Source organism: Streptomyces sp. NPDC034099 (genome assembly GCF_055575415.1).
In genome coordinates, this window is the sequence record NZ_JBVISR010000001.1 from 730,074 (window position 1) to 751,530 (window position 21,457).

The 21,457-nt window shown below is 69.7% G+C and carries 24 protein-coding genes; 8 read left to right on the forward strand and 16 right to left on the reverse strand.

Going from position 1 to position 21,457, the window contains the following annotated elements; translation table 11 throughout:
• Nucleotides 1-16 precede the first annotated feature (16 nt).
• The 9 genes from rpsJ to ACZ56V_RS03450 form a co-directional block, all read right to left on the reverse strand.
• On the reverse strand, nucleotides 17-325 hold the full coding sequence (rpsJ, locus tag ACZ56V_RS03410) for a 30S ribosomal protein S10 (protein WP_003948644.1): 309 nt from the start codon (nucleotides 323-325) through the stop codon (nucleotides 17-19).
• A gap of 722 nt (nucleotides 326-1,047) precedes the next feature.
• The gene (locus ACZ56V_RS03415) at nucleotides 1,048-1,587 is read right to left on the reverse strand and encodes an SMI1/KNR4 family protein (RefSeq protein ID WP_468938830.1); all 540 of its coding nucleotides are present in this window, start codon (nucleotides 1,585-1,587) and stop codon (nucleotides 1,048-1,050) included.
• A complete protein-coding gene (locus ACZ56V_RS03420; RefSeq protein ID WP_468938832.1) occupies nucleotides 1,584-6,227 on the reverse strand; it encodes an RHS repeat-associated core domain-containing protein in 4,644 nt (1,547 codons plus the stop codon). The genes ACZ56V_RS03415 and ACZ56V_RS03420 overlap by 4 nt, the downstream gene beginning before the upstream one ends.
• 147 nt (nucleotides 6,228-6,374) lie before the next feature.
• Nucleotides 6,375-6,827: a barstar family protein gene (locus ACZ56V_RS03425; RefSeq protein ID WP_468938835.1), complete on the reverse strand. Its 453-nt coding sequence runs from the start codon at nucleotides 6,825-6,827 to the stop codon at nucleotides 6,375-6,377.
• Nucleotides 6,828-6,907: 80 nt separating this feature from the next.
• A complete protein-coding gene (locus tag ACZ56V_RS03430; RefSeq protein WP_398912288.1) occupies nucleotides 6,908-7,375 on the reverse strand; it encodes a hypothetical protein in 468 nt (155 codons plus the stop codon).
• Between the two features lie 2 nt (nucleotides 7,376-7,377).
• On the reverse strand, nucleotides 7,378-7,911 hold the full coding sequence (locus ACZ56V_RS03435) for a hypothetical protein (protein WP_468938839.1): 534 nt from the start codon (nucleotides 7,909-7,911) through the stop codon (nucleotides 7,378-7,380).
• A gap of 39 nt (nucleotides 7,912-7,950) precedes the next feature.
• The gene (locus ACZ56V_RS03440; RefSeq protein ID WP_468938841.1) at nucleotides 7,951-8,145 is read right to left on the reverse strand and encodes a hypothetical protein; all 195 of its coding nucleotides are present in this window, start codon (nucleotides 8,143-8,145) and stop codon (nucleotides 7,951-7,953) included.
• The gene (locus ACZ56V_RS03445) at nucleotides 8,142-8,474 is read right to left on the reverse strand and encodes a hypothetical protein (protein ID WP_398912284.1); all 333 of its coding nucleotides are present in this window, start codon (nucleotides 8,472-8,474) and stop codon (nucleotides 8,142-8,144) included. Before ACZ56V_RS03445 ends, ACZ56V_RS03440 begins: the two co-directional genes overlap by 4 nt.
• A 17-nt stretch (nucleotides 8,475-8,491) precedes the next feature.
• On the reverse strand, nucleotides 8,492-9,139 hold the full coding sequence (locus ACZ56V_RS03450; RefSeq protein ID WP_467382368.1) for a hypothetical protein: 648 nt from the start codon (nucleotides 9,137-9,139) through the stop codon (nucleotides 8,492-8,494).
• A 525-nt stretch (nucleotides 9,140-9,664) separates the two neighbouring features.
• Here ACZ56V_RS03450 and ACZ56V_RS03455 point away from each other — a divergent pair.
• Complete coding sequence (locus ACZ56V_RS03455; protein ID WP_356364053.1) at nucleotides 9,665-10,021, forward strand: MerR family transcriptional regulator; 357 nt, start codon at nucleotides 9,665-9,667, stop codon at nucleotides 10,019-10,021.
• Between the two features lie 49 nt (nucleotides 10,022-10,070).
• Entirely contained in the window at nucleotides 10,071-10,430 is a 360-nt protein-coding gene (locus ACZ56V_RS03460; RefSeq protein WP_356364050.1) for a hypothetical protein, read from the forward strand.
• Nucleotides 10,431-10,573: 143 nt separating this feature from the next.
• Here the strand turns inward: ACZ56V_RS03460 and ACZ56V_RS03465 are convergent, their stop codons facing one another.
• From ACZ56V_RS03465 to ACZ56V_RS03480, 4 genes are all read right to left on the reverse strand, one after another.
• A complete protein-coding gene (locus ACZ56V_RS03465) occupies nucleotides 10,574-10,777 on the reverse strand; it encodes a cold-shock protein (RefSeq protein ID WP_003974279.1) in 204 nt (67 codons plus the stop codon).
• A gap of 280 nt (nucleotides 10,778-11,057) precedes the next feature.
• Nucleotides 11,058-12,416, reverse strand: a complete 1,359-nt coding sequence (gene gdhA / locus ACZ56V_RS03470; RefSeq protein ID WP_468938848.1) for an NADP-specific glutamate dehydrogenase — start codon at nucleotides 12,414-12,416, stop codon at nucleotides 11,058-11,060.
• Nucleotides 12,417-12,573: 157 nt separating this feature from the next.
• Entirely contained in the window at nucleotides 12,574-12,783 is a 210-nt protein-coding gene (locus ACZ56V_RS03475; protein WP_398912281.1) for a 4-oxalocrotonate tautomerase family protein, read from the reverse strand.
• Nucleotide 12,784: 1 nt separating this feature from the next.
• Nucleotides 12,785-13,546, reverse strand: a complete 762-nt coding sequence (locus ACZ56V_RS03480; RefSeq protein ID WP_398912280.1) for an SDR family oxidoreductase — start codon at nucleotides 13,544-13,546, stop codon at nucleotides 12,785-12,787.
• Nucleotides 13,547-13,623: 77 nt separating this feature from the next.
• On the opposite strand from ACZ56V_RS03480, the gene ACZ56V_RS03485 reads away from it, so the two are divergent.
• Nucleotides 13,624-14,523: a helix-turn-helix transcriptional regulator gene (locus ACZ56V_RS03485; protein ID WP_398912279.1), complete on the forward strand. Its 900-nt coding sequence runs from the start codon at nucleotides 13,624-13,626 to the stop codon at nucleotides 14,521-14,523.
• Here the strand turns inward: ACZ56V_RS03485 and ACZ56V_RS03490 are convergent.
• Both ACZ56V_RS03490 and ACZ56V_RS03495 read right to left on the reverse strand, forming a co-directional pair.
• The gene (locus tag ACZ56V_RS03490; RefSeq protein ID WP_468938851.1) at nucleotides 14,474-14,671 is read right to left on the reverse strand and encodes a DUF397 domain-containing protein; all 198 of its coding nucleotides are present in this window, start codon (nucleotides 14,669-14,671) and stop codon (nucleotides 14,474-14,476) included. The genes ACZ56V_RS03485 and ACZ56V_RS03490 overlap by 50 nt on opposite strands.
• On the reverse strand, nucleotides 14,668-15,516 hold the full coding sequence (locus tag ACZ56V_RS03495; protein WP_468938853.1) for a helix-turn-helix domain-containing protein: 849 nt from the start codon (nucleotides 15,514-15,516) through the stop codon (nucleotides 14,668-14,670). The genes ACZ56V_RS03490 and ACZ56V_RS03495 overlap by 4 nt, the downstream gene beginning before the upstream one ends.
• A 158-nt stretch (nucleotides 15,517-15,674) precedes the next feature.
• Here ACZ56V_RS03495 and ACZ56V_RS03500 point away from each other — a divergent pair, with 158 nt between their 5' ends.
• Nucleotides 15,675-16,106, forward strand: coding sequence for an ATP-binding protein (locus tag ACZ56V_RS03500; protein WP_468938855.1), 432 nt, complete (start codon nucleotides 15,675-15,677; stop codon nucleotides 16,104-16,106).
• 244 nt (nucleotides 16,107-16,350) lie between these two features.
• Complete coding sequence (locus tag ACZ56V_RS03505) at nucleotides 16,351-17,223, forward strand: helix-turn-helix domain-containing protein (protein ID WP_468938857.1); 873 nt, start codon at nucleotides 16,351-16,353, stop codon at nucleotides 17,221-17,223.
• Between the two features lie 236 nt (nucleotides 17,224-17,459).
• On the opposite strand, the gene ACZ56V_RS03510 is transcribed toward ACZ56V_RS03505, so the two are convergent.
• Nucleotides 17,460-17,852 carry a VOC family protein gene (locus ACZ56V_RS03510; RefSeq protein ID WP_467382379.1) on the reverse strand — a complete coding sequence of 131 codons (393 nt, stop codon included), beginning with the start codon at nucleotides 17,850-17,852 and terminating at the stop codon, nucleotides 17,460-17,462.
• Between the two features lie 56 nt (nucleotides 17,853-17,908).
• On the opposite strand from ACZ56V_RS03510, the gene ACZ56V_RS03515 reads away from it, so the two are divergent.
• The 3 genes from ACZ56V_RS03515 to ACZ56V_RS03525 all read left to right on the forward strand — a co-directional run bounded on the left by ACZ56V_RS03515 (nucleotide 17,909) and on the right by ACZ56V_RS03525 (nucleotide 21,382).
• Nucleotides 17,909-18,892: a helix-turn-helix transcriptional regulator gene (locus ACZ56V_RS03515; protein WP_468939359.1), complete on the forward strand. Its 984-nt coding sequence runs from the start codon at nucleotides 17,909-17,911 to the stop codon at nucleotides 18,890-18,892.
• A gap of 64 nt (nucleotides 18,893-18,956) precedes the next feature.
• A complete protein-coding gene (locus ACZ56V_RS03520) occupies nucleotides 18,957-19,904 on the forward strand; it encodes a LysR family transcriptional regulator (RefSeq protein WP_467382381.1) in 948 nt (315 codons plus the stop codon).
• A gap of 107 nt (nucleotides 19,905-20,011) precedes the next feature.
• Nucleotides 20,012-21,382 (forward strand): carbohydrate-binding protein, encoded by a 1,371-nt coding sequence (locus ACZ56V_RS03525; protein ID WP_468938859.1) that lies wholly within the window; start codon nucleotides 20,012-20,014, stop codon nucleotides 21,380-21,382.
• Nucleotides 21,383-21,457: the final 75 nt, after the last annotated feature.

Below are 21,457 nucleotides of genomic sequence, written 5' to 3' on the forward strand. Positions count from 1 at the left end.
CTTCAGATCACCGCCCTCAGAGCTTGATCTCGATGTCGACACCGGCCGGGAGGTCGAGTCGCATCAGAGAGTCAACGGTCTTGGGGGTCGGGTCGAGGATGTCGATCAGGCGCTTGTGCGTGCGCATCTCGAAGTGCTCGCGCGAGTCCTTGTACTTGTGCGGCGACTTGATGACGCAGTACACGTTCTTCTCAGTGGGCAGCGGCACCGGGCCCGCGACCGACGCACCAGTGCGCGTCACCGTCTCGACGATCTTCTTCGCCGAAGAGTCGATGACCTCGTGGTCGTAGGCCTTGAGCCGGATGCGGATCTTCTGTCCCGCCATGGCTACTCAGTAGTCCTGTCTCTCGAAACGCTCTGGACCCGGTGGTCCCTTTTCTTCCGCCCCCCCTCCGACCCACGCGGTCGGGCGTGTCGCGCTCTCGCTGACATGGATGTCCCTCTTCGGGACTTCCCTGCAGTGGGAGTCGCGGGCCCTTCCGGAACCGCAGGCCGGGGGCGAGAGGCCCACCGGGTGCCTGGCCTGCACCCCGCTGACACTTCCCGGAAGATTCCCGTACGTCCGCCCCTGATCAGGAGCGACGAGTACTGTGGGACTCGCTTCCGGTCCCCCCGGCGGGAGGCGCGCAGCATCGGCACTCGACCGAGCAACCCCGCTAGTCTGCCATACGGGGCGCGGGGCTGGCCAATCGAAGCGGACGACTGTACCCCGGGGGTGACGGAGATCAAACCCGGAACATGCCTCACCCCCCGACCAGAGTGCCGACCCGACCGATCCGTGACAGGCGGTGGCGCATGAATCACCCTACGAGTGCACCGGGCAGGAGCGAGGATGATCGTCCCTCATGGTGACGAGTGGTCCGCGCTGGGCCGTCGGATACTCCGCGGCGAGACTGAAGTCACGGAAGCGACGTGTCCGCATTGCGGGGAGCCCTCACTGGAGATGCGGAAGGTCGGGCGCCGCGACAGCGCCACGAGCTACGCCGAGGTGAAGTGCCGCACCTGCGGCCACGGTGTCTACGTGGTCGGCGGGAGAGGGCGTGACGGTCAGCGGCGACGCTCTCCGGGTGGCGGATAGGGCGCGAACAGAGGTTCGGGACCGGGCCAGCTCCGCGGCAGGACGTCCATCTTGTACTCGCCGGACATCACCGCGGCCAGGAACTGTACGAGGCCTCCGTCGAAGTGAGGCCATTTGGTGTTGCGCGCGCCGTTCGCCGTGATGGTCCAAGAGTTCGGTGCGTCCTCGGGACGCGTGACCCAGTAGATCGTGTCGCCGTTGTCCGTTGCGCCTACGGCCAGCAACTCGTCGGTCGCGTAGGGGATCGTCTCCCCGCCCTCCCTGAGCTGATCCAGGATTTCGGCGGCTCGCTCGGCGCGGTCCACCAGGCGGACCGTGGCTACCGGCACGACGGGCTGGAAGACGTGCAGGAAGCTGTCGAAAGACCCTGGTCCGTATCGTTCGGCCAACCATTTGTAGTCGTCCGGGAGCGATACGCCGAGGTCTTGCTCGACCTGGGGCCAGTCGACGCGGATGTCCACGTCCGGTGGGGGCGGAACGGTGCGCACGAGGTCGTCGCGTGCGGTCACAACATCTCCGTTTCTCCGAAGCCGAACATCCCGGCGGGATTGTCCAGGACCCGGTCCAGCTGGAAGCCTCCGTCCCCCCGCGCTCGAAACGACAGCTGGTGGGGCGCGACATCGCCAGGCCCAGGGTAGTGGGCACGCACTTCGTAGGTCACGGTCTCTCCCTTGTCCACGGCTTCGTAGACCAGCTTCTCGATCTCGTCCCTCATGATCGGGGTGTTCGTCGGGTCCTGGGTCAGCGTCACCAGGTTCTCCTCGAGGTCACCGGAGCCGCCGAGCCGGTCAGCAAGCAGATGTCCACGGCCCTCGTTGTAGTAGGTACCGTTCCCGCTCCATCCGGAGGGATGAATGCTCGGATTGGCCGAAGTGCCGGTGTCGAGCATGTCCCTGCTGATCACCGCGTTGACCCCCGTCGCCCGCCCTTCCCCGTCCAGCGGCAGATAGTGGACACGGCCGTTGTGCGCCCGCACACCGTTGCACGGGCCAAGCCCCAGCGGGTCCACCCAGGTCCAGGGGTTGTCCACGTACGCGGCCGGATTGAAGGCCAGGGAAATACCCAGAGGATCCTGCGAGGTGTATCGGGCAGTCTCCGGGTCGTAGTAGCGATGATGGTTGTAGTGGAGTCCTGTTTCGGCATCGTGATACTGCCCGGGGAACCGGAGAGGGGTGTGTGCGGTGCTGTTCTTCGTCCAGGCGGTTACGCCCCACAGCGTCCGCCGGGACTTCCAGGCCACTGCACCGGACTCGTCGACCAGCTCGGTGGGCGCGCCGATGAGGTCGGTGACCATGGCGAAGAACCGGGCGTCGACATCACGCTGGGTTGTGGCATCCGTGACGCGCTCGGCCTGTGACAGCGGTCGTAGACCGTCGTGGTCCCAGGTGAGGGTCACGTGATAAGCAGTTTCGGCAGCAACGGTGGTCTGCTCGGCGAGAACGTTGCCGTCCCAGACGAAGTACGTGGTCTCGGCCTCTGTCACGCCGTCTGGGGCCATTCTCGTTTTGGACAGGCGCCTGCCGAAGGGGTCGTACCGGTAGCGCCACAGTGTCCCGTCGGGTGTGGTGACGGAGGTCAGCCGATCCTCGGTGTCCCAGGTGTACTTCCACACATCGGGTTTGTGTGACAGCCGGAGCCTGCGACGTGTGATCACACGGCCCGCACCGTCGTAGTCGTACCGTACTGAGCCGGCGCTCTGCAGCCTGGTGCCCTGAACAGTTCGCGGGCCCTGCGCCGCGTCACCACCCTGTTGGGTCGGCCAAGCTGCGTCGGTCTGGTTGCCGGCCGGGTCGTAGGCATAGGACTCGGCCCACCCGTCGGCACGTACATCGGTGACTCGGCCTGCCGGGTCCAGGCTCAGGTCGGTTCGGCCCCTTCCCGAGTCGTCGATTCCGACCAGGTGGCCGTCCGGTCGGTAGCTGTAGGCACGCTGTTGCACCGTCGTGCCGAATGCCGAGACGGTCTGTTCCGCCAGTCGGCCCACCGGGTCCCAGCTCTGGGCCAGGGTGAGTGAACCGCCAACTACGCGTGACAGCTCGCGGCCGGACGCGTCGTGAGTGAAGGCGATGCTGTGGCCCGAAGTGACCAGCGTGGTGATCCGACCGCCTTCGTCGTACTGGTAGTCGGCCACCGCGCCGCCAGGGGTGATGCGTCGTGTGCGACGGCCACGGGCGTCGTAGCGCGTGTGCAACGTGCGACCGTTCACCGTCTCCGCGATCACCCGTCCGGCGCCGTCCCGCTGCCAGGACATGTCACTGTGCGGGTTCACCGCCCTCAGCAGCAAGCCGCTCCGGTCGTACGCGTACGAAGTGACATCGCCGGCCACGTTCTTGGCGATGGTGCGGCCGACCTCGTCCAGCGTGTACTCGACTGATTCCCCGAGGGGGTTGGTTCGCCCGACGAGCCGTCCGGCCGCGTCCCGCGTGTAGGCCACTTCTCGATTGTCGAAATCCGTCTCCCCGGTCAGACGCCCGGCGGCGTCATAGGTGTATTCCCACGTCAGCCCCTGCGGGTTCCTCACTCGCGTCAGCTTCAGAGAAGGCGAGTAGGAGAATTCGTAGCGCGCGCCGTCCGGGTCCGTACGAGCACTGAGCAGATCGAAGTGGGTGTACTCGTAATGGGTGACACCACCCTCCGCATCGACATGGCGGAGACAATTGCCCTCTCCGTCGTACTCCCAGCTCTGCTCGCCGCCATCGGCGGTGAGCACTCGCGCGATCTTTCCCTCCGGTGTCCACGTACAGCGGGTGACGTGCCCCAGGACGTCCGTCACGGTGATGATGCGGCCGAACGCGTCATACTCGCGTGATATCCGCTGCCCCATGGGGCCGGTGATTTCAAGTGGCTGGCCCGCCCGGTTGTTCCTCAGCGTCGTTGTGACGCCCAGTGCGTCGGTCACGGCTGCTATCGCGCCGGTTTCGTCGTACGTGTACCGCGTCGTGGCTCCGAGCGGATCCGTCACCGCGACGCGGTTGCCGTGCCTGTCGTACATCTGGGACAAGGTGGCGCCGTCCGACACCGTCACGGTGGCGATCTGTCCCGACTGCGTCAGCGTGTAGTGGGTCACCCGCCCGTCCGCATGGGTCACCTCGACGAGTCGGCCGTCCGCATCACGTCGGAAGTGAGTCCTGTGGCCGAGGGGGTCGGTCACGGCAATCACCTGCTGGTGGCGGTCGAACTCCGAGCGTGTCACACCCCCGCAGGCGTCGATCTCGGCTTCGATCAAGTACCGGTCGTCGACGACGAAGCGGGTCACCGCTCCTTCCGAGTTGGTGACAGTGGTGATGTACCGGTCGGGCCAGGCGGGATCGGTGCCCTCGTACTGGAACAGTGCGGCCATGTGTCCGGCGTCACCGCTCTGCGCGACGCACCGGTCGCGGTCGTCGTAGGTGTAGCGGTAGGTGCTGCCGTTGGTATCGGTCCAGGACGTGAGGCGCATACGGGCGTCGTAGCCCATAAGCAATGGCTGGCCGGAGGAGTTGGTGACCGACGTCAGGATGCCGTCCGTGTAGCCGTATCGCATCACTTCCGCATCGGAACCGTCATCTGCCGCGCCGACCAAGTGCAGTGAGGTGACTCGGTGCTCCTCCGTGGTGATCCGCACGTGGTAGCCGGCGCTATGCCGGAGAGCCGCGGGAGCGCCGTCAGGCGTGTAGTCGAACGTGACGGCGTTGCCGTGCCGGTCGGCGATGCGCACGATCGGGGCAACGCCACCCGACGGCGCGCCGAATCGACGTTCGACACCCGCTTCGGGATCAAGCAGCCGGTATCCGCCGTCGTCCAGTCGGCGCAACGGCCAGCGTGGACCCACCACGGGCAGGACCGGGGTGTCGGAGTCGACGGGGTGAGGGTACGAAAGCAGCCGACCGTCTTCACTGACGAAGACGAGGCCTTGCTCGTCGGCCTCCAGATGCTGATCAAGGGTGGAGGACCAGGACGGGCCAAACCACCAGCCCAGCCCATATCCGGACTCGATACGGCGATTGAAGATCAGGGGGAGGGTGCCGGGTAGCGACAGATCGGTCTGGGACAGGTACGTCCGTCCAGTGGCCATGTCAACCGGGTCGCCGCAACCACGAATTCGAGCCTTGAGGCGCCCGAAGGCGTCCGCGCCGCCTGCCAGCGCATTGTCCAGCATTCCGCGTGCGCTCTTGCCGAGCCCACGCACGGCGAGCGACATGCCTTTGAGACCGCCTCTCATTGCCGCGACTCCGCCCTTGAGTCCCTTGGCCAACCCACCGAGGGTAGTGAGGCCCTTGAACCCGGGTATGCAGTCCAAAGCGGCGAACGCGACGTCCCACAGGGATGCTTGGCCCTTGCTGTACTTGTAGAGCGTGTCCGCGAGGACGACGAGGGCGGCTACCAGGACGATCGCGCCGAGGATCGGGCCGCCGATGATCATCGCGATGATGCCGACGACGGCGACGACGACCTTGCAGACCGCGACGATGGTGTCCCAGTTGTCGGAGAACCAGTCGCCGACGTCCTCCCACCACGAGCGGTTCTGGATGCCGGCGTCGGACGCCTCGTCGATCTTGCTCTTGGCCTCCCGCGCCGCGTCGTCACGCATCTTGCGCGCGTCCTCGGCCATCTTCTTCGCCGCGTCCAGCGCCCCCTGCGCGGAGTCGACGGCCGACTGGGCGTTGGCGTGAGCGGTCTTGGCGTGCTGGACGTCACGGGTGGCGGCACGGACCTTGGCCTCGTCCGGCTTGTCCGCGTCCGACTTGCTGCCCGTCGGGTCGTCCTTGTACTTGTCCGCCTCCTTCGACGCCCGCGTCACCCACGAATCCGCAGAAGACAGCTTCGACTGCGCCGAGGAAAGGTCCTGGCGGGCCTCCCGCGCCTTGACCAACGCCCGGTCCGCCAGCGCCTGCGCCCGCTCCAGCTTCGGCCAGAAGTCCGCGAGCGCGTCGCCGCACATCCCGTACGACTTCTCCAGCTTCTTCAAGTTCTTGGGAACCCCGGAGAACTCCTCCTTGAAGACCGTCGCCGACTTCCCCGCCCACTCGGCCAGGGTGGACTCCCCCGCCATGCCCTTCACCAGACGCAACGCCTCCGAGACGTCGTCGGCGAAGTCGTGCAGCGTCTTCGCGAGCGTCCGCACCCGCTGCGGATCACCCGGAGTCGGGTCCTTGTCCAGGTCCAGCACATGCCAGTCACTCGGCCTGTGGCCCACCATCCCCGTAACCCCCGTCAACTCACGCGTCGCACCAGCGACCACCCGTACGCACACGTGAACTTACAAGGAGCAGCAGTTCGAGGAAAGACGGTTCGGACGGGCGCGGCCCGCAGTCGGTCAGTGCCATACCTCGGGGTTCAGGGCCGCCGTGACGTGATCGGCTGCCGTGGTGACGGTCAGGTCGGGCCGGCGGACGCGGGGCGCGATGCTCTCGGGGTCGAAGTCGCGGAACTCGAAGTGGAAGTGCTGGGAGAGGACGGGGCGGTCCGAGGGGAAGCCGTCGAGGTCGACGGGCGCGTTGGCACGGTCCGCTCCCTGGCAGAGGACCGAGACGAAGAGGGGGAAGTGGTCCGCTTTCAGGAGCAGGTCCGCGTCGTGGATGACGCCCACGATCCCGACGCCGCCCGTGACGGCTCCGCACAGGTCGCTCAGGCAGTCCACCAGAGCGTCCCAGTTCGCGCCGTAGTAACCGGGGAACTGGAGGGCTTCCGCGAAGGAGTGATGGATTCCCTGCTCGGTCACGAGCTTGCGGGCGTCGAAGTGGTGGACCTGCCCTCCCGTCGCTTCCAAGCGGGCGGTGCCCGTCCGGAATGCGGGTGCGGCTCGTGGGCCGAGGACTACGAAGGGCTCCGAGCGGGGAGTTCGCGGGTTCATCGTCCGCGCACCGCCTTCCAGGCGTCGGTCGCCGCGTAAGTGCAGTTCAGCCGCCACGCGTCCAGCTTGTTCCGCACCGTTGAGACGACGCTCCAGCACTTCAGCCACGTCGGCAGTCGTCGGAACGGTACGAAGGTCAGGGTGTCGTCGATGGCGTTCACCGCGATGCTCCTGCGGCCGGGGCCTTCTGCCCGCAGGGCGGCGTACAGCTCGGGCGTCAACGCGCCGTTGAGGCGAGCCGCCGTTCCCGCCGCGGTGAAGGCGAACCCTCGCTGAGCGACGTCCGGGAGTTGCATCGCCCGGACGATCCGGGGAGACGCCTCCTCCAGAGAGCAGTTGAAGGCGAGTCCGATGGCCGCCGTGCCGAGGCTTCTCTCCCCGCGCTCGAACGCGGCGTCCCATTCCTTCGGGTCGTTCAGGGCCAGCAGTCGTTCGCCGGTCTGCCAGTTCCAGTGCGTCGACATGGTCAGTCGGCCCAGGGGATGCGCAGCGGCTTGCGTCCCCACCACTCGCCGAGTTCGTCTTCCGGCCTCCCCGTCGTCGGACGCACCCAGGGGCGGAGCGAACGTTCCGGGTCCGGGAGAGTGGCGGCGCGGAAGCGTGCGTCCAGCCGAGCGAGGAGTTGCCCCAGCGTGCCCTGGTCGACTTCCTCGGGCAACGCACGCATCACCAGGCCGAGAGCCTCCCTGGAGTCGAGGTCGTTGCCGTAGGCGCTGATGGGGTAGAAGTCGTCGCCGTCCCAACCGGGCTCCATACGGCGGACCAGACGCTCCCAGGACGCGAACCGGTCCGCCACCGGATACACGGGCACCGTCATCTTCTCCCTGAGGTGCGGCGCGACTCGCGACCTCTCCACCTCCAGCCGTGCCGCGTCGCACCGGGCGACCGCTTCGAGGACAGACGGAGACAGCGCGTTCCACACGGTCCTGCTCTGCGGAGCAGCCCAGAACGTGGTGGTCAGCGAGCGCGGACCCAGGTCCGGTCCGAGTCGCTCAGTCATTACCGACCTCGTGCCTGGGACGCTGTCCCTTCATTCTCTTCAGCGGCATTCGACCCATCGGTACTGATCGTCACTGCGGAAGGCAAGGTCGCCGCCGAGGATCCGTTCCGCCGGCCAGACGACCTCGGTGACGTACTCGCCCAGCGAACCGTCGTTCTCCAGTGGGAGCGCGTTGAGTTCGGGCGACAGCGCTGACGGCAACGTCTCGATCAGCTCGCGCCATGTCGGTGTCATCGCGGGAGGGTCCAGAAGGGTGAGTCCCGGGGTGGGGGCGGGTGGATGGGGAGGCGGGAGAAGTCGATGTGGGCGTCGGCGTCCGGGTCGCCGGTGGGAGGGAGCAGGTGGTCGCCGCGGCCGTAGTAGGCGGGCAGGGCCCAGAACTCCGGGGCCTCGTGGCACAGGAGGTCCGGGTACGGGTCGACCTCCAGGTCCGCGTACTGGCTGTTGATCCTCGCCACCGCCTCCGGGCGGGAGATGCCGCAGCGGTCCACGAGTACGTCCACCATGTCGCGGAAGTACTCCAGCATTCCCTCGTCCAGGTCGAGGACGAATTCCTCGGTCACCGGAACCCCCGCGCCCCTCAGTCCGCGAACCGGAACGTCGACGTGATGGCGTCGAAGATGTCGAAGAAGGAGTCCGCGAGGTCGAGGACCTGGCTGCTGCCCGCGACCAGGGCGACCTTGCCCTCCTGGCCGGGGACCGGGATGTACGTCTGCATGAGCACCGCGCGGACCGTGCGGTTCAGGGCGTCGCCGGGGACCGGGATGTCCTCCACGCCCTGGGTACGGGCGGCGGGGCCCACGCCGGGGATGTCGACCGTGGTGACCTTGCGCCAGGAGTCGCCGGGCTTCCGGGCCTCCTTGACGGCGAGCTGGGCGGCTATGGCGCCCGGGTCGGTGGGCAGGGGGTCGCCGGAGGACGTGCGGCCGCCTATCAGGGAGACCGTGACCGAGCCCGTGATCGGGGTGTCGCCGCCGAAGCTCTCCGCCATGCAACCGCAGTACAGCGCGCCCGACTTCCACGCGTCGGACGCCGCCTTCTGGAGGAAGGTGATGTACGCGGACCGGGAGGGCTTCAGTTCCGGGTGCCGGCGGACGCGGTCCTCGACCATGCGGCGGATCGAGTCGTCCCGGGACTCCGGGCGTACGTCGAACTCCCACCAGGACTCCGGCACCTTGATGCGGAAACCGCCCCGTTCGACGGTCAGTGCCTCCGTGTAACGGGCCATGGTGTGCCCGGCCTCCCCGTGCGTCGCTCGATCGGCTGTTCCCGTCATCGTCCCACTGATCGACGGCCCGGCGCCGGTGATGTCCGGCACGAGGGCGCGACGGCACGGCCCGCGCCCCCTCGGTACAGAAAGCCGTTCACCTGTTTGGATGAAAACCTGTCGTGACCGCTGTAGACATTCCCCCGCTGCTGTGGTTAGTCTTCTGTCGTAGCCAAGAAGTCAGCGAGGCGAGGCAGAGACGAACTGCCCGCATGAGTAACAGCAGTACCAGCAGGACCCGCAACACCAAGAGGTACGGCACGAGGAGAGAAGGAGGAGGACGCCATCAGGATCGCCCGGGCGAGAACGTTCTCACCGGGTACCGCAGGCCCCGGAACGGAAGGTGGTCCCACGGTCACGCATCCGCGATCCCTCAACAGAAGGCCGGCAGTGCAGTAGGCCGGCAGATGGTGTTACAAATCCCTCGGGGCCTTGGTGCCGTACGGCACCAAGGCCCCTCGACGCGTTCCGCAAACAGAGGTGCAGATGACCGCTGACACACCGCTCAACCGCATCGACGACGACGACTACCCCGCGTACACCATGGGGCGGGCGGCCGAGATGCTGGGCACGACGCCCGCCTTCCTGCGAGCCCTCGGCGACGCGCGGCTGATCACGCCGCTGCGCTCGGAGGGGGGCCATCGCCGCTACTCCCGCTACCAGCTGCGCATCGCCGCTCGCGCCCGCGAGATGGTCGACCAGGGAACGTCGATCGAGGCGGCCTGCCGCATCATCATCCTGGAGGACCAGCTCGAAGAGGCCCAGCGCATCAACGCGGAGCTGCGAAGCGGCGGCACCGGGGCGTCCGGAGACAGGTCAGGGAGTGCCAGTACTGCCCGGTAGTGCCACCGACCCGCCCGCCCGCGCGGGCCTGCGGATAAAATCTGTTCTCATGTCGAAGCCTGACGAGCTGCTCGTTGACATTGCCGCCCGTGTGGAGTCCGCGCAGAACAGTCGAATGTCCCTGACCGTGGTCACCCACGGCGCTGTTATCACCGGCCGCCTGGCCCCCGAGTCCGTGTGGCGGCAGCGGGTGTCGGAAGTGCTGACCGACTCCGCGGACCTGGGCGTCTTCTCCGCCGCCTTCGACGCTCCGGCGGAAGAGAAGGAGGCACCCACGCACCTGCACTTCCATGTCGCCCGGATCCTCCAGGGCACGATGGGGATCCCCGAGACGGGCGGGATGTACCGCGTGGCGATCGAAGACGTCAGCGCCTGGACCGTGGGGGACTTCAGCTACTCCGACCACTGAAGATCGCGAGAATCCCAGAACAGGCCGAACAGTGCGCGGGAATCCGCGTACGTGAATTCCATGGATACTGAAATGCAGCTGGGGCCCGCACCCCGAAGGATGCGAGCCCCAGCTGCGCGTGCGCGCCCGCGGGCGCGCCGACGTCAGGCGAGGACGATGTTCTCGGCCGTCGGGCCCTTCTGGCCCTGCGCGATGTCGAAGTTCACCTTCTGGCCTTCGAGCAGCTCGCGGAAGCCCTGGGCGGCGATGTTCGAGTAGTGGGCGAACACGTCAGCGCCGCCACCGTCCTGCTCGATGAAGCCGAAGCCCTTTTCCGCGTTGAACCACTTCACGGTGCCAGTAGCCATGTCTTTTTCTCCTTCGGGGCAGTGCACCGGCGCCCGCACTGTACGGACGCCGTGTCGCCGCGATGATCACCCCGACCGGAAAAAGACCGGCATCAAATTCGGGAACCACACCTGCAACTGATAACGACAGTAGCACGCAACGGGACCCCGCGTACGTCCAGAAATTCCGCTCTGTTCGCCACCGCAAGGAAACTGTCCGCACGTTCCGTCAAAGCCTTGTACGGCGGATACAGATTTCGCGGTGCCCATTTCACAGGAATTACTGGCGGGGCGAGTTCCGTCAGATGACGCCCTGCGCCAGCATCGCGTCGGCCACCCGCTCGAAGCCGGCGATGTTCGCGCCGGTGACGTAGTCGCCGGGGGCGCCGTAGCGCTCGGCGGTCTCGTGGCAGGTGGTGTGGATGCTGGTCATGATGTCCGCCAGCTCGTCCTCGACCCGCGCCGCCGTCCACGACGTACGGGCGTGGTTCTGCGCCATCTCCAGGGCGCTGACCGCGACGCCGCCCGCGTTGGCCGCCTTGCCCGGGCCGAAGGCGACGCCGGCCTGCTGGAGCAGGTGGACGGCCTCGGGGGTCGTCGGCATGTTGGCGCCCTCGGAGACCGCCTTGACGCCGTTGCGGATCAGGGTGGCGGCGTCCTTCTCGTCCAGTTCGTTCTGGGTGGCCGACGGGAGGGCGAGGTCCGCCGGGACCTCCCAGACGTGGCCGCCGGGGACGAAGCGGGCCGAGGCGCCCCGGCGCTCGGCGTACGCGTCGACGCGGCCGCGCTCGACCTCCTTGATCTGCTTCAGCAGGTCGAGGTCGATGCCCTTCTCGTCGACGACGTAACCGGAGGAGTCCGAGCAGGTGACGGCGTTGGCGCCGAGGGCGGTCAGCTTCTCGATGGTGTAGATCGCCACGTTCCCGGAGCCCGAGACGACCGCGGTCTGGCCCTCCAGGTCCTCGCCGCGCTCGCGCAGCATCGCCGCCGCGAACAGCACGTTGCCGTAGCCCGTCGCCTCCGGGCGGATCAGCGAGCCGCCCCAGCCCTGGCCCTTGCCGGTGAGGACGCCGGACTCCCAGCGGTTGGTGATCCGGCGGTACTGGCCGAAGAGGTAGCCGATCTCCCGGCCGCCGACGCCGATGTCACCGGCGGGGACGTCCGTGTGCTCGCCGATGTGCCGGTACAGCTCCGTCATGAAGGACTGGCAGAACCGCATGACCTCCGCGTCGCTGCGCCCGTGCGGGTCGAAGTCGCTGCCGCCCTTGCCGCCGCCGATGCCGAGGCCGGTCAGGGCGTTCTTGAAGATCTGCTCGAAGCCCAGGAACTTGATGACGCCCAGGTTGACCGACGGGTGGAAGCGCAGGCCGCCCTTGTACGGGCCCAGCGCGCTGTTGAACTCGACGCGGAAGCCCCGGTTGACGCGGACGCGACCCTGGTCGTCCTGCCACGGCACCCGGAACATCACCTGGCGCTCCGGCTCGACCAGCCGCTCGATGAGGCCCGGCTCGGCGTACTCGGGGCGGGCCGCGACGACCGGGGCGAGCGTTTCCAGGACCTCGTGCACGGCCTGGTGGAACTCCGGCTGGGCCGGATTGCGGTGCTCGATCTCGGTGAGGAGGTGGTCGAGGGTGGTCTGCGTCTCGCTTCGCGTCGTCACAGGGGCCCTTTCTGGCACGGCGGGCACCGGTCGCGGGCAGCGACCGGTGGGAGGCGCTCGGCGCCGTTGCCGCGCGCGGGACGCTTAAGTGTTACGCGCATGTAAACCCCGTGGCCAGCACCCGATCACTGGGTGAGACGAAGGACTCCCGGGGACTCTACGCCTCCCCGTTCAGCATCGCGGCCGTCAGGACGTTGCCCGCGACGCCCCAGCCGCCGTCCGGGACCTCGTCGACGAGGACGACGGTGGTCGGCCGGGCGCGCTCCCCGTAGATCTCGGCGTAGAGGTCGGTGGTGCGTTCGACGATCTTCTGCTTGTCCTCCGGCGTGAGGGTGCCCGCGGGGACCTTGAAGTGGGCGAAGGGCATGTCAGACCAGCCCTCCGTTGGCGCGCAGGATCTGGCCGTTCACCCAGTGCCCGGCGGGGCTGCCCAGGAAGGCGACCACGGCGGCGATGTCCTCCGGGGTGCCCAGCCGCTCCAGGGGCGGCGTCTTCGCGAGCCGGTCGACCTGCTCGGGCGTCTTGCCGTCGAGGAAGAGGTCCGTGGCCGTCGGACCGGGGGCGACCGTGTTCACGGTGATGTCCCGGCCGCGCAGCTCCCGCGCCAGGATCATGGTCATGGCCTCCACGGCGCCCTTGCTCGCCGCGTAGCCGCCGTAGGTGGGGAACTGCGCGCCCACCACGGAGGTCGAGAACCCGACGAACGAGCCCCCCGCGCGCAGTCGCCGCGCCGCCTGCTGGGCGACGACGAAGGTGCCGCGGATGTTGGTGCGGTGCATGGCGTCGAGCGCCGCCAGGTCCAGGTCGGCGATCGGCGACAGGGTCATCCGCCCGGCCGCGTTGACGACCAGGTCGACGCCGCCGAACTCCTCCTCCGCCCGGTCGAACAGGGCGGCGACCTCCTTCTCCTCCGCCACGTCGGCCTGTACGGCGAGGGCGCGTCCGCCGGCCCCGGTGATCCCCGCCACCGTCTCGTCGGCGGCCGCGGCGCCGTGGGCGTAGTTCACGACGACGGCCAGGCCGTCCTCGGCGAGCTTCCGCGCGACCGCGCGGCCGATGCCGCGCGATCCGCCGGTGACGATCGCCACGCGGGCGTCCGCCACTGTGTTCTGGTTCGTGTTCGTGGTCATGCTTCCACGATGCGCCCGGTCGGCCGCGGCAGCCAGGGGATGCCATCCCCTGGGTCGGCGGCCCGGCCCGGCGCAGAATGGACCGCATGAGCGCTGTGAAGTACGCCGAGCTGGGAGCGTTCCTGCGGTCGCGGCGCGAGCGCATCCGCCCCGCCGACGTCGGACTCCCGGCCGGACCGCGCCGCCGGGTGCCCGGGCTGCGCCGCGAGGAGGTCGCCCAGCTCGCCGGGGCCTCCGTGGACTACTACAACGAGCTGGAGCGCGGTGCCGGGTCCCAGCCGTCCGAGCAGATGATCGCCGCGCTGGCGCGTGCGCTGCGGCTGTCCGCCGACGAACGGGACTATCTGTACCGGCTCGCCGACCGGCCGGTGCCCGTGCAGGGCGGGCCCGCCTCGCACGTGCACCCCGGCATGCTGGACCTGCTGGAACGCATGACGTCCACACCGGCTCAGGTGATCACCGACCTGCACGTCACCCTCGTACAGAATCCGCTGGCCGTGGCGCTGCTCGGGGACCAGTCCGGCTACCGGGGACCGCGGGCCAGCTTCGTGCACCGGTGGTTCACCGAGCCGGAGGCCCGGCTGCTGTACCCCGAGGCCGACCACCAGACCCAGTCCCGCGCCTTCGTCGCCGACCTGCGGGCCGCCGCCGCCCGGCGGGACGCGAAGGACGCGGAGACCGGCTCGATGATCCGTACGCTGCTCGGCGTGTCCCCCGAGTTCGCCGCGCTGTGGGCCGACCACGAGGTGGCCTTCCGGCGCGACGACCGGAAGCGGCTCGTCCACCCGGTGATCGGCCTGATCGAGGTCAACTGCCTCAACCTGTTCAGCGAGGACGGCCGCCAGCGGCTCCTGTGGTTCACCCCGGCCGTCGGAACCGACAGCGCGGGGTTGCTGGAGTTGCTGTCGGTCGTCGGAACACAGGAGGTCAGCGCTGCGACGCGTACGGCAGGAAGCTCGCCCAGGCGGCAGGGGTGAGGGTGAGGCGGGGGCCGGCGGCGTCGGTGGTCTTGGAGTCGCGGACGTGGACGGTGCCGGGGGTGTTGGCGATCTCAACGCAAGACTCGCCGTTGGTACCACCGCTGTAGCTGCTCTTGAACCAGACCAGTTCGGCCTCGCGGATCATGTCTCTCCCAGCAGTCTCTCGATGAAGGCCAGTGATTCCCTAGGCGGGAGCGCCTGCGCCCGGATGGTCCCGTACTGCAACTCCAGAATTCGGAGCTGCTTCGGGTCAGAGACGGGCCGCCCGTTGAATAGGCCTTCGGCGCGTCCCACAGCTGTACCGTCCGGGAACTTCAGCAACTCGATCCTGCCATCCAAGCCCGGGTGAGCTTCCGTGTTGGTTGGCATGACCTGAAGTGTGACGCTGTTCAAACGGCCCACCTCAAGCAGACGTTCGAGCTGCTGTTGCCACCCCATTGTGCCCCCAACCTGGCGGCGCAGCGGCGCCTCTTCCACCACGAAGTGGATGGACGGAGCGGGGTCGCGTTCAAACACCGACTGCCGGGACAACCGAGCGGCCACCATGCGCTCCACATCATCCGGTGAGTACGGGGGCTGCGCTGCTCCGATCAAGATCCGCACGTGTTCCGCCGTCTGCAACAAGCCGGGGATGATGTTGCACTCGTACACCCCGATCTCAACCGCCTTACCCTCCAGCTTCCCCAGCTCCCGCACCTTCTTCGGGTACCGGACCTTCTTGACGTCCTCCCAGCTCGCCGAGATGAGCCCACCGGCCCCCAGTACCTCGTCGGCCCTGTCCAGATACTCCTGCCGGGGAATCCGCCGGCCGCCCTCGACCTTGTAGACCAGGTCCTCCCCGTACCCGACGGCCACTCCGAACTCGCCGGCGCGCATCCCCGCGGCCTCGCGGCGAAGCTTCAACTGCCGTCCCACCGTGGTGATGACCGCGACGCCCCACTCGTCGTCGGGGTCGACCTCCCACCCCGACTCGTCCGTCTCGACCGTCATCCCGCTCCCCTTCGTCGTGCTCGCCGTGTTGCCCCCAGCGCCCTACCCGTACGGCACGTACCGACAGCCCCGACAGCCATGGACAACCACCGGACAGTCACGGCACGTACCCGCTGAGTCACTTTTCACGGTACGCACACGCCGCCACGCTGAGTGACGTGAACCAGGAATCCGCCGAACTCCCGACGTCCGTCCGCAACTTCAGCGTGCAGCTGTCCTCCACGCCACGCGGTGCCCGCCTCGCCCGTCTGCTCGCGACCGAGCAACTCCGCGCCTGGGGTCTGCCCCTGGACCCGGCACGCCTCCTCGTCGCCGAGCTGGCCAACAACGCGAGCGCCCACGGACGCGTCCCGGGCCGCGATTTCCGGCTCACCCTCTACGTCGTCGGCGACACCCTCCGCATCGAGGTGACCGACACCAGGGGCGAACAACTCCCCCACCCCCAGCAGTCCTCCCCCGACGCCGAGTCCGGCCGTGGCCTGCTGCTGGTGGAGGCGCTGGCGAGCCGCTGGGGAGTGACGGAGGGCCGCTTCCCGCGCAAGACGGTCTGGGCGGAGCTGTGCTGTACGCCACCGGGACCCACGTTCTGAGGTTCCGGTGGCGTCGGTGCCCTACCAAGAGAAAGAACCCGGGGAGAAATGACCCCACCAAGCCCCACCCCTCCGCCCAAGGCACGTCATCACCCGGGCGGGCGAACATCACCGGCTGAGCTGGATTTCCGAGTCCCCAACTCCCCTACTCTCAGCGCAAGCAGGACAACCGAAAAGACATCGGCCCCCGCTGGGACTGCCATCCCGGTGCGAGGGCCTACCACCAAGGAAAAGCAGCTTCCCGATGGGTACCCAAAACACTAGCGCGCCCCCGCGCGCCCAGTCAGCCGCCACCGACAACCCGACCCGTACGCGTCGTCACGGCGGCGGCATCACCCACGACAACACCCGGCACACCACCCGCTTCGTGGTGATCGGCAACCACCTGGTCCAGCACAAGGAACTGTCGCTCCTCGCGATCGGCCTCGGCTGCCACCTCCAGTCGCTGCCCACCGGCGCGGGCGCCGACATCAAGTCGCTCGCCGCCCGCTTCCCGGAGGGACCCACCCGCATCGCCGCCGCCCTGCGCGAGCTGGAGACCCACGGGTACCTGCGCCGCGAGCGCCACCGCACCGAGTCCGGCCGCATCGTCACCCGCACCGTCTCCTGCAACCAGCCGAACGCGAGCCTCCGCGAACCGGCCGACACGGGGTGCCCTCCCGCGAAGCGCACGCCTCCAGCGCCGCGCCGTACGGGACACAAGGCGCTCCCCGCCGTACCGCAGCCGGGCAGCACCGCCCCCGCACTCCTCCAGACGGCCCTCGACCTCCTGGCCGACCTGCGACGACGCGACGCCCGGCTGCTGCTCTCCGCGACCGACACGGCCCACCTGGTCCCGGGCGTCGCGGCCTGGCTGGAGCGGGACATCGCCCCGAGCGCCGTACGCCATGCCCTGACCGCCGGCCTCCCGGACGAGCCTCTGCGCCGCCCGGCCGCCCTCCTGGCCCACCGCCTCGCCGACCGGCTGCCAGCGCCGCCGCCGTTCCGTGGTACGCCGTCGGTCGCCGTACCACCACCGCGGCACCCACTCCAGAACTGCGCGGGCTGCGACCGCGGCTTCCGGCCGCCCGACCCAGACAGCCGATGCCGCGACTGCCGCGCAGCGTCCCACCCGTAACCGAAGCTGCCAGTCCCGTCGAACGCCGCGTGCAAGGCCGTGAACAGGGCCGCGCCCAGCAGGGCGCCCAGGACGTGCCGCTGGTCCTGGAACAGCGTGGCCTCGTCATCCCGAACGGCGTCCGTACGCGCATCCACGGAGTGCGGTGACCCCGAGGTTCTCCGTCACTGGCTCGCACGGGCCGTCACCGCCTCCTCGGCCGAGGCCGTCTTCGAGAGCGAGTAGCCCTCCCGCTCTCACGCCACCGTCGACACGCAGAACGGGTGTCCCGCCGGGTCCAGCAGGACACGCCAGCGGTCCGGGGACGGCTGGAAGTCGGGCTTCGTGGCGCCCAGGGCGAGCATGCGGGCCTCCCCCGCGTCCAGGTCGTCGACGCCGACGTCGAGATGGGCCTGCTTCTCCTGGCCGGTGCCCGGCCAGGTGGGCGGGCGGTAGTCGGCAAGGCGGCAGAAGCCGAGGCCGGGTGCGCCGTCCTTGCCGCCGAGGAGGTAGAAGTCGTCGGTGTGGAAGGCGACGGGGAGGTCGAGGGCCTCGCCCCAGAAGCGGGCCAGCGCGGCGGGGTCGGAGCAGTCGAAGGTGACGGCCGAGTAGCGGAAGGCCGGTGCCGGGGTGTTCTGCGTTGTCGTCATGGGAGAGACCGTAGGACGTGACCAGGACAGGTTCGGTCCTGGTCGGCGCCGGCTGCGTGGAAGACTTCGGGACCGTGCTCAGTACTTCCGCCCGGCTGCTGCGACTGGTCTCCCTGCTCGCCGTCCGTCCCGCCTGGACCTGCGGTGAGCTGGCCGAGCGGATGGAGGTCACCGAGCGGACGGTGCGGCGGGACGTGGCCCGGCTACGGGAGCTGGGGTACGCCGTCGACTCCGATCCGGGGCCGTGGGGCGGGTACCGGCTGCGGCCGGGGACGCGTACGCCGCCGTTGATCCTGGACGACGAGGAGGCCCTCGCCGTGGCCGTCGGGCTGCGGGAGGCCGCGCTGAGCGGGGCGCTCGGCGGGGACCAGGCGGCGTTGTCGGCGCTGCTGAAGCTGCGGCAGGTGCTGCCCAAGCGGCTGGGCGACCGGCTCGGGGACATGGACGCCGCGTTCGTGCAGACGCCGAGGGCCGGGGAACCGCAGGTCGCGGCGGGGATGCTGCTGGAGCTGGCGGCCGCGTGCCGGCGGGGCGAGCGGGCCCGGATGGCGTACCGGGACTGGGGAGGGCGGGCCAGTGTGCGGGACGTCGACCCGTACCGGCTCGTGCACACCGGGCGGCGTTGGTACTTCGTGGCACGGGACGTCGAGCGGGGCGAGTGGCGGACGTTCCGGGCGGACCGGGTCGAGCGGGTGCAGCCGACCGGACGGCCCGTCGAGTTCAGCGAACCGCTGCCCGATCCGGCCCTGCTCGTGTCCCGCGCGAGCGCGACCGGGCCGTACGCGGTGCTGGCCACCGTCCGCCTGCCGGTGCCCATGGAGCAGGCGCTGCGGTCCATTCCCGCCACGGTCGGGCTGCACCGGGCCGACGGGCCGGACGCCACGGTCGTCGAGGTCGGCGGGTCGAGCGCGGAGGGACTGGCCAGGTATCTGTTCAGCCTCGCCACGCCGTTGCGCGTCCTGGCGCCGGACTCCGTGCGGGAGGCGTTGCTGCGCCGGACCCGGGAACTGCTCGCCGCGAACGGCGACGCGGGTACTTGAAGTTTCCTCCACAGGTCCGTACCAACCCCTTGCCCCCGTCCTCCCCGCGTCGCAAGCTCCCCCCATGGAGCTGGAGTTGCGGCATCTCAAGACGGTCCGGGCCATCGCCGACGCCGGCAGCCTCACCAGGGCGGCGACGGCTCTCGGTCTCGCGCAGCCCGCGTTGAGCGCACAGCTCAAGCGGATCGAACGGGCCCTGGGCGGCGCCCTCTTCGTACGCGGCCGGCACGGGGTGCGGGCCACCGCGCTGGGCGAACTGGTGCTGGAGCGGAGCCGGATCGTGCTGCCCGCGGTGACCGAGCTGCAGCAGGAGGCGGCCCGGTTCGCCCGCGCCCCACGCACGGCGGAGCGGCTGCGGATCGGCGGCACCCACGGGCCCTTGCTGGGCGCCCTCCTCGACCGGCTGGCCGGTGTGGCGCCCGACGCCCGCATGACGACCTGCACCTCCTGGTCCGAGCGGGAGCTGGCCGGGCAGCTCGCCGAGGGGCGGCTGGACTTCGCGCTGGCCGGTACCTGCGGCACCGCGCCACCACCCCCCGGTGAGGGTCTGGTGTGGCGGGAGGTCGCCGTCGACCCGGTGTTCGTCATGGTGTCCGAGAACCACCCGCTGGCCCGCCGCGGGGAGGTGGACCTGACCGAGCTGGCCGACGAGGAGTGGTCCTGCGTACCCGGCGACGGCTGCTTCGGCGACTGCTTCACCGCCTCCTGCGCCCGCGCGGGCTTCACCCCGCGCCGCATGTACGAGACGGACACCGCCTCCCTCGTGCACCTGGTGCAGGTGGGGCGGGCGGTCGGGCTGTGCCGGGCGACCTTCCCGACCACGCCCCAGATCGTGACCCGGCCCCTGACCGGCACCCCACTGACCTGGCGGCATCTGCTCGGCTGGCACGGGGCGACGCAGCGGCAGGACACCGCGGCCGCCGTGCTCTCGCAGGCGCGCATGGCGCACGCGGGCGTGGCGGCCGACAGCGACAGCTACACGGAGTGGATGTCGGCCCACCGGGTTCCGTAACACCGGGTTCCATAACGCCGGGCAGAGGGACGGCTGACCTCTTATGCCGGCCGGTCGGCCCTCCCTACGGTTTCGGCACCTCCCCACCGAGACCGAGGAGACCCCCCATGCCCCACCGACACCGACACCACAGAGCCGTGGGTGCCGCCGTCACCGCGACCGCGGCCCTGCTCGTGGCCGGGCTCAGCGGCTCCGCGAGCGCCGGGACGGCACCCGCCGACTCCGCCCCCACCGCCGCCGAGACCCTGCGCACCGACGCCGCGCCCCCGGCTCTCCTCCAGGCCATGCAGCGGGACCTCGGCCTCGACCGCCGGCAGGCGCAGCACCGCCTCGCCAACGAGGCCGAGGCGGGTGCCACGGCGGGCCGGCTGCGGGCCGCGCTCGGCGGCGACTTCGCAGGCGCGTGGGTGGACGGTGCCGAGTCCGGCACGCTGACCGTGGCGACGACCGACGCGGGCGACGTCGCCGCGATCGAGGCGCGCGGCGCCGAGGCGAAGGTCGTACGCCACTCGCTCGCCGCCCTGGACGCGGCCAAGGCCCGCCTGGACGCGGCGGCGGCCGGTCTGAACACCGGCGACGCGCCCGTCTGGTACGTCGACACCCGCGCCAACACCGTCGTCGTCGAGGCGATACGTCCGGCCGCGGCCCGTTCGCTGCTGGCGGCGGCCGGTGTCGACCGGTCCCTCGCCCGGGTCGAGTCCCGCACCGAGCGGCCCCGCACCTTCTACGACCTGCGCGGCGGCGAGGCGTACTACATCGACAACAGCAGCCGCTGCTCGATCGGCTTCCCCGTCACCAAGGGCACCCAGCAGGGCTTCGCCACCGCGGGGCACTGCGGCCGGGCCGGCGCCGGCACGACGGGGGCCAACCGGGTGGCCCAGGGCACCTTCCAGGGTTCGGTCTTCCCGGGCCGCGACATGGCGTGGGTGGCCACCAACTCCAGCTGGACGGCGACCCCGTACGTCCTCGGCGCGGGTGGGCAGAACGTCCAGGTCACCGGCTCCACGGCGGCTCCGGTGGGCGCCTCCGTGTGCCGTTCCGGCTCGACGACCGGCTGGCACTGCGGCACCGTCACGCAGCTGAACACCAGCGTCACCTACCAGGAGGGCACCATCTCCCCGGTCACCAGGACCACGGTGTGCGCCGAGCCCGGTGACTCCGGCGGCTCCTACATCTCCGGCAGCCAGGCCCAGGGCGTCACCTCGGGCGGCTCCGGCGACTGCCGGTCCGGCGGCGAGACCTTCTTCCAGCCGATCAACGCGCTGCTCCAGAACTACGGGCTCACGCTCAAGACGACCGGCGGCGGCGACGGCGGCGAGGAGCCCGGCGAGCCCGGCGGCACCTGGGCGGCCGGCACCGTCTACCAGCCGGGCGACACCGTGACGTACGGCGGCGCCACCTACCGCTGCCTCCAGGGCCACCAGGCCTACGCGGGCTGGGAGCCGCCGAACGTTCCCGCGCTCTGGCAGCGGGTGTGACACCCCACTGACCCCCACAGGGGACAACGGGGGACGGGTCCGGGCGTGCGTGAGGGAGAGCGCCCGGGCCCGGTC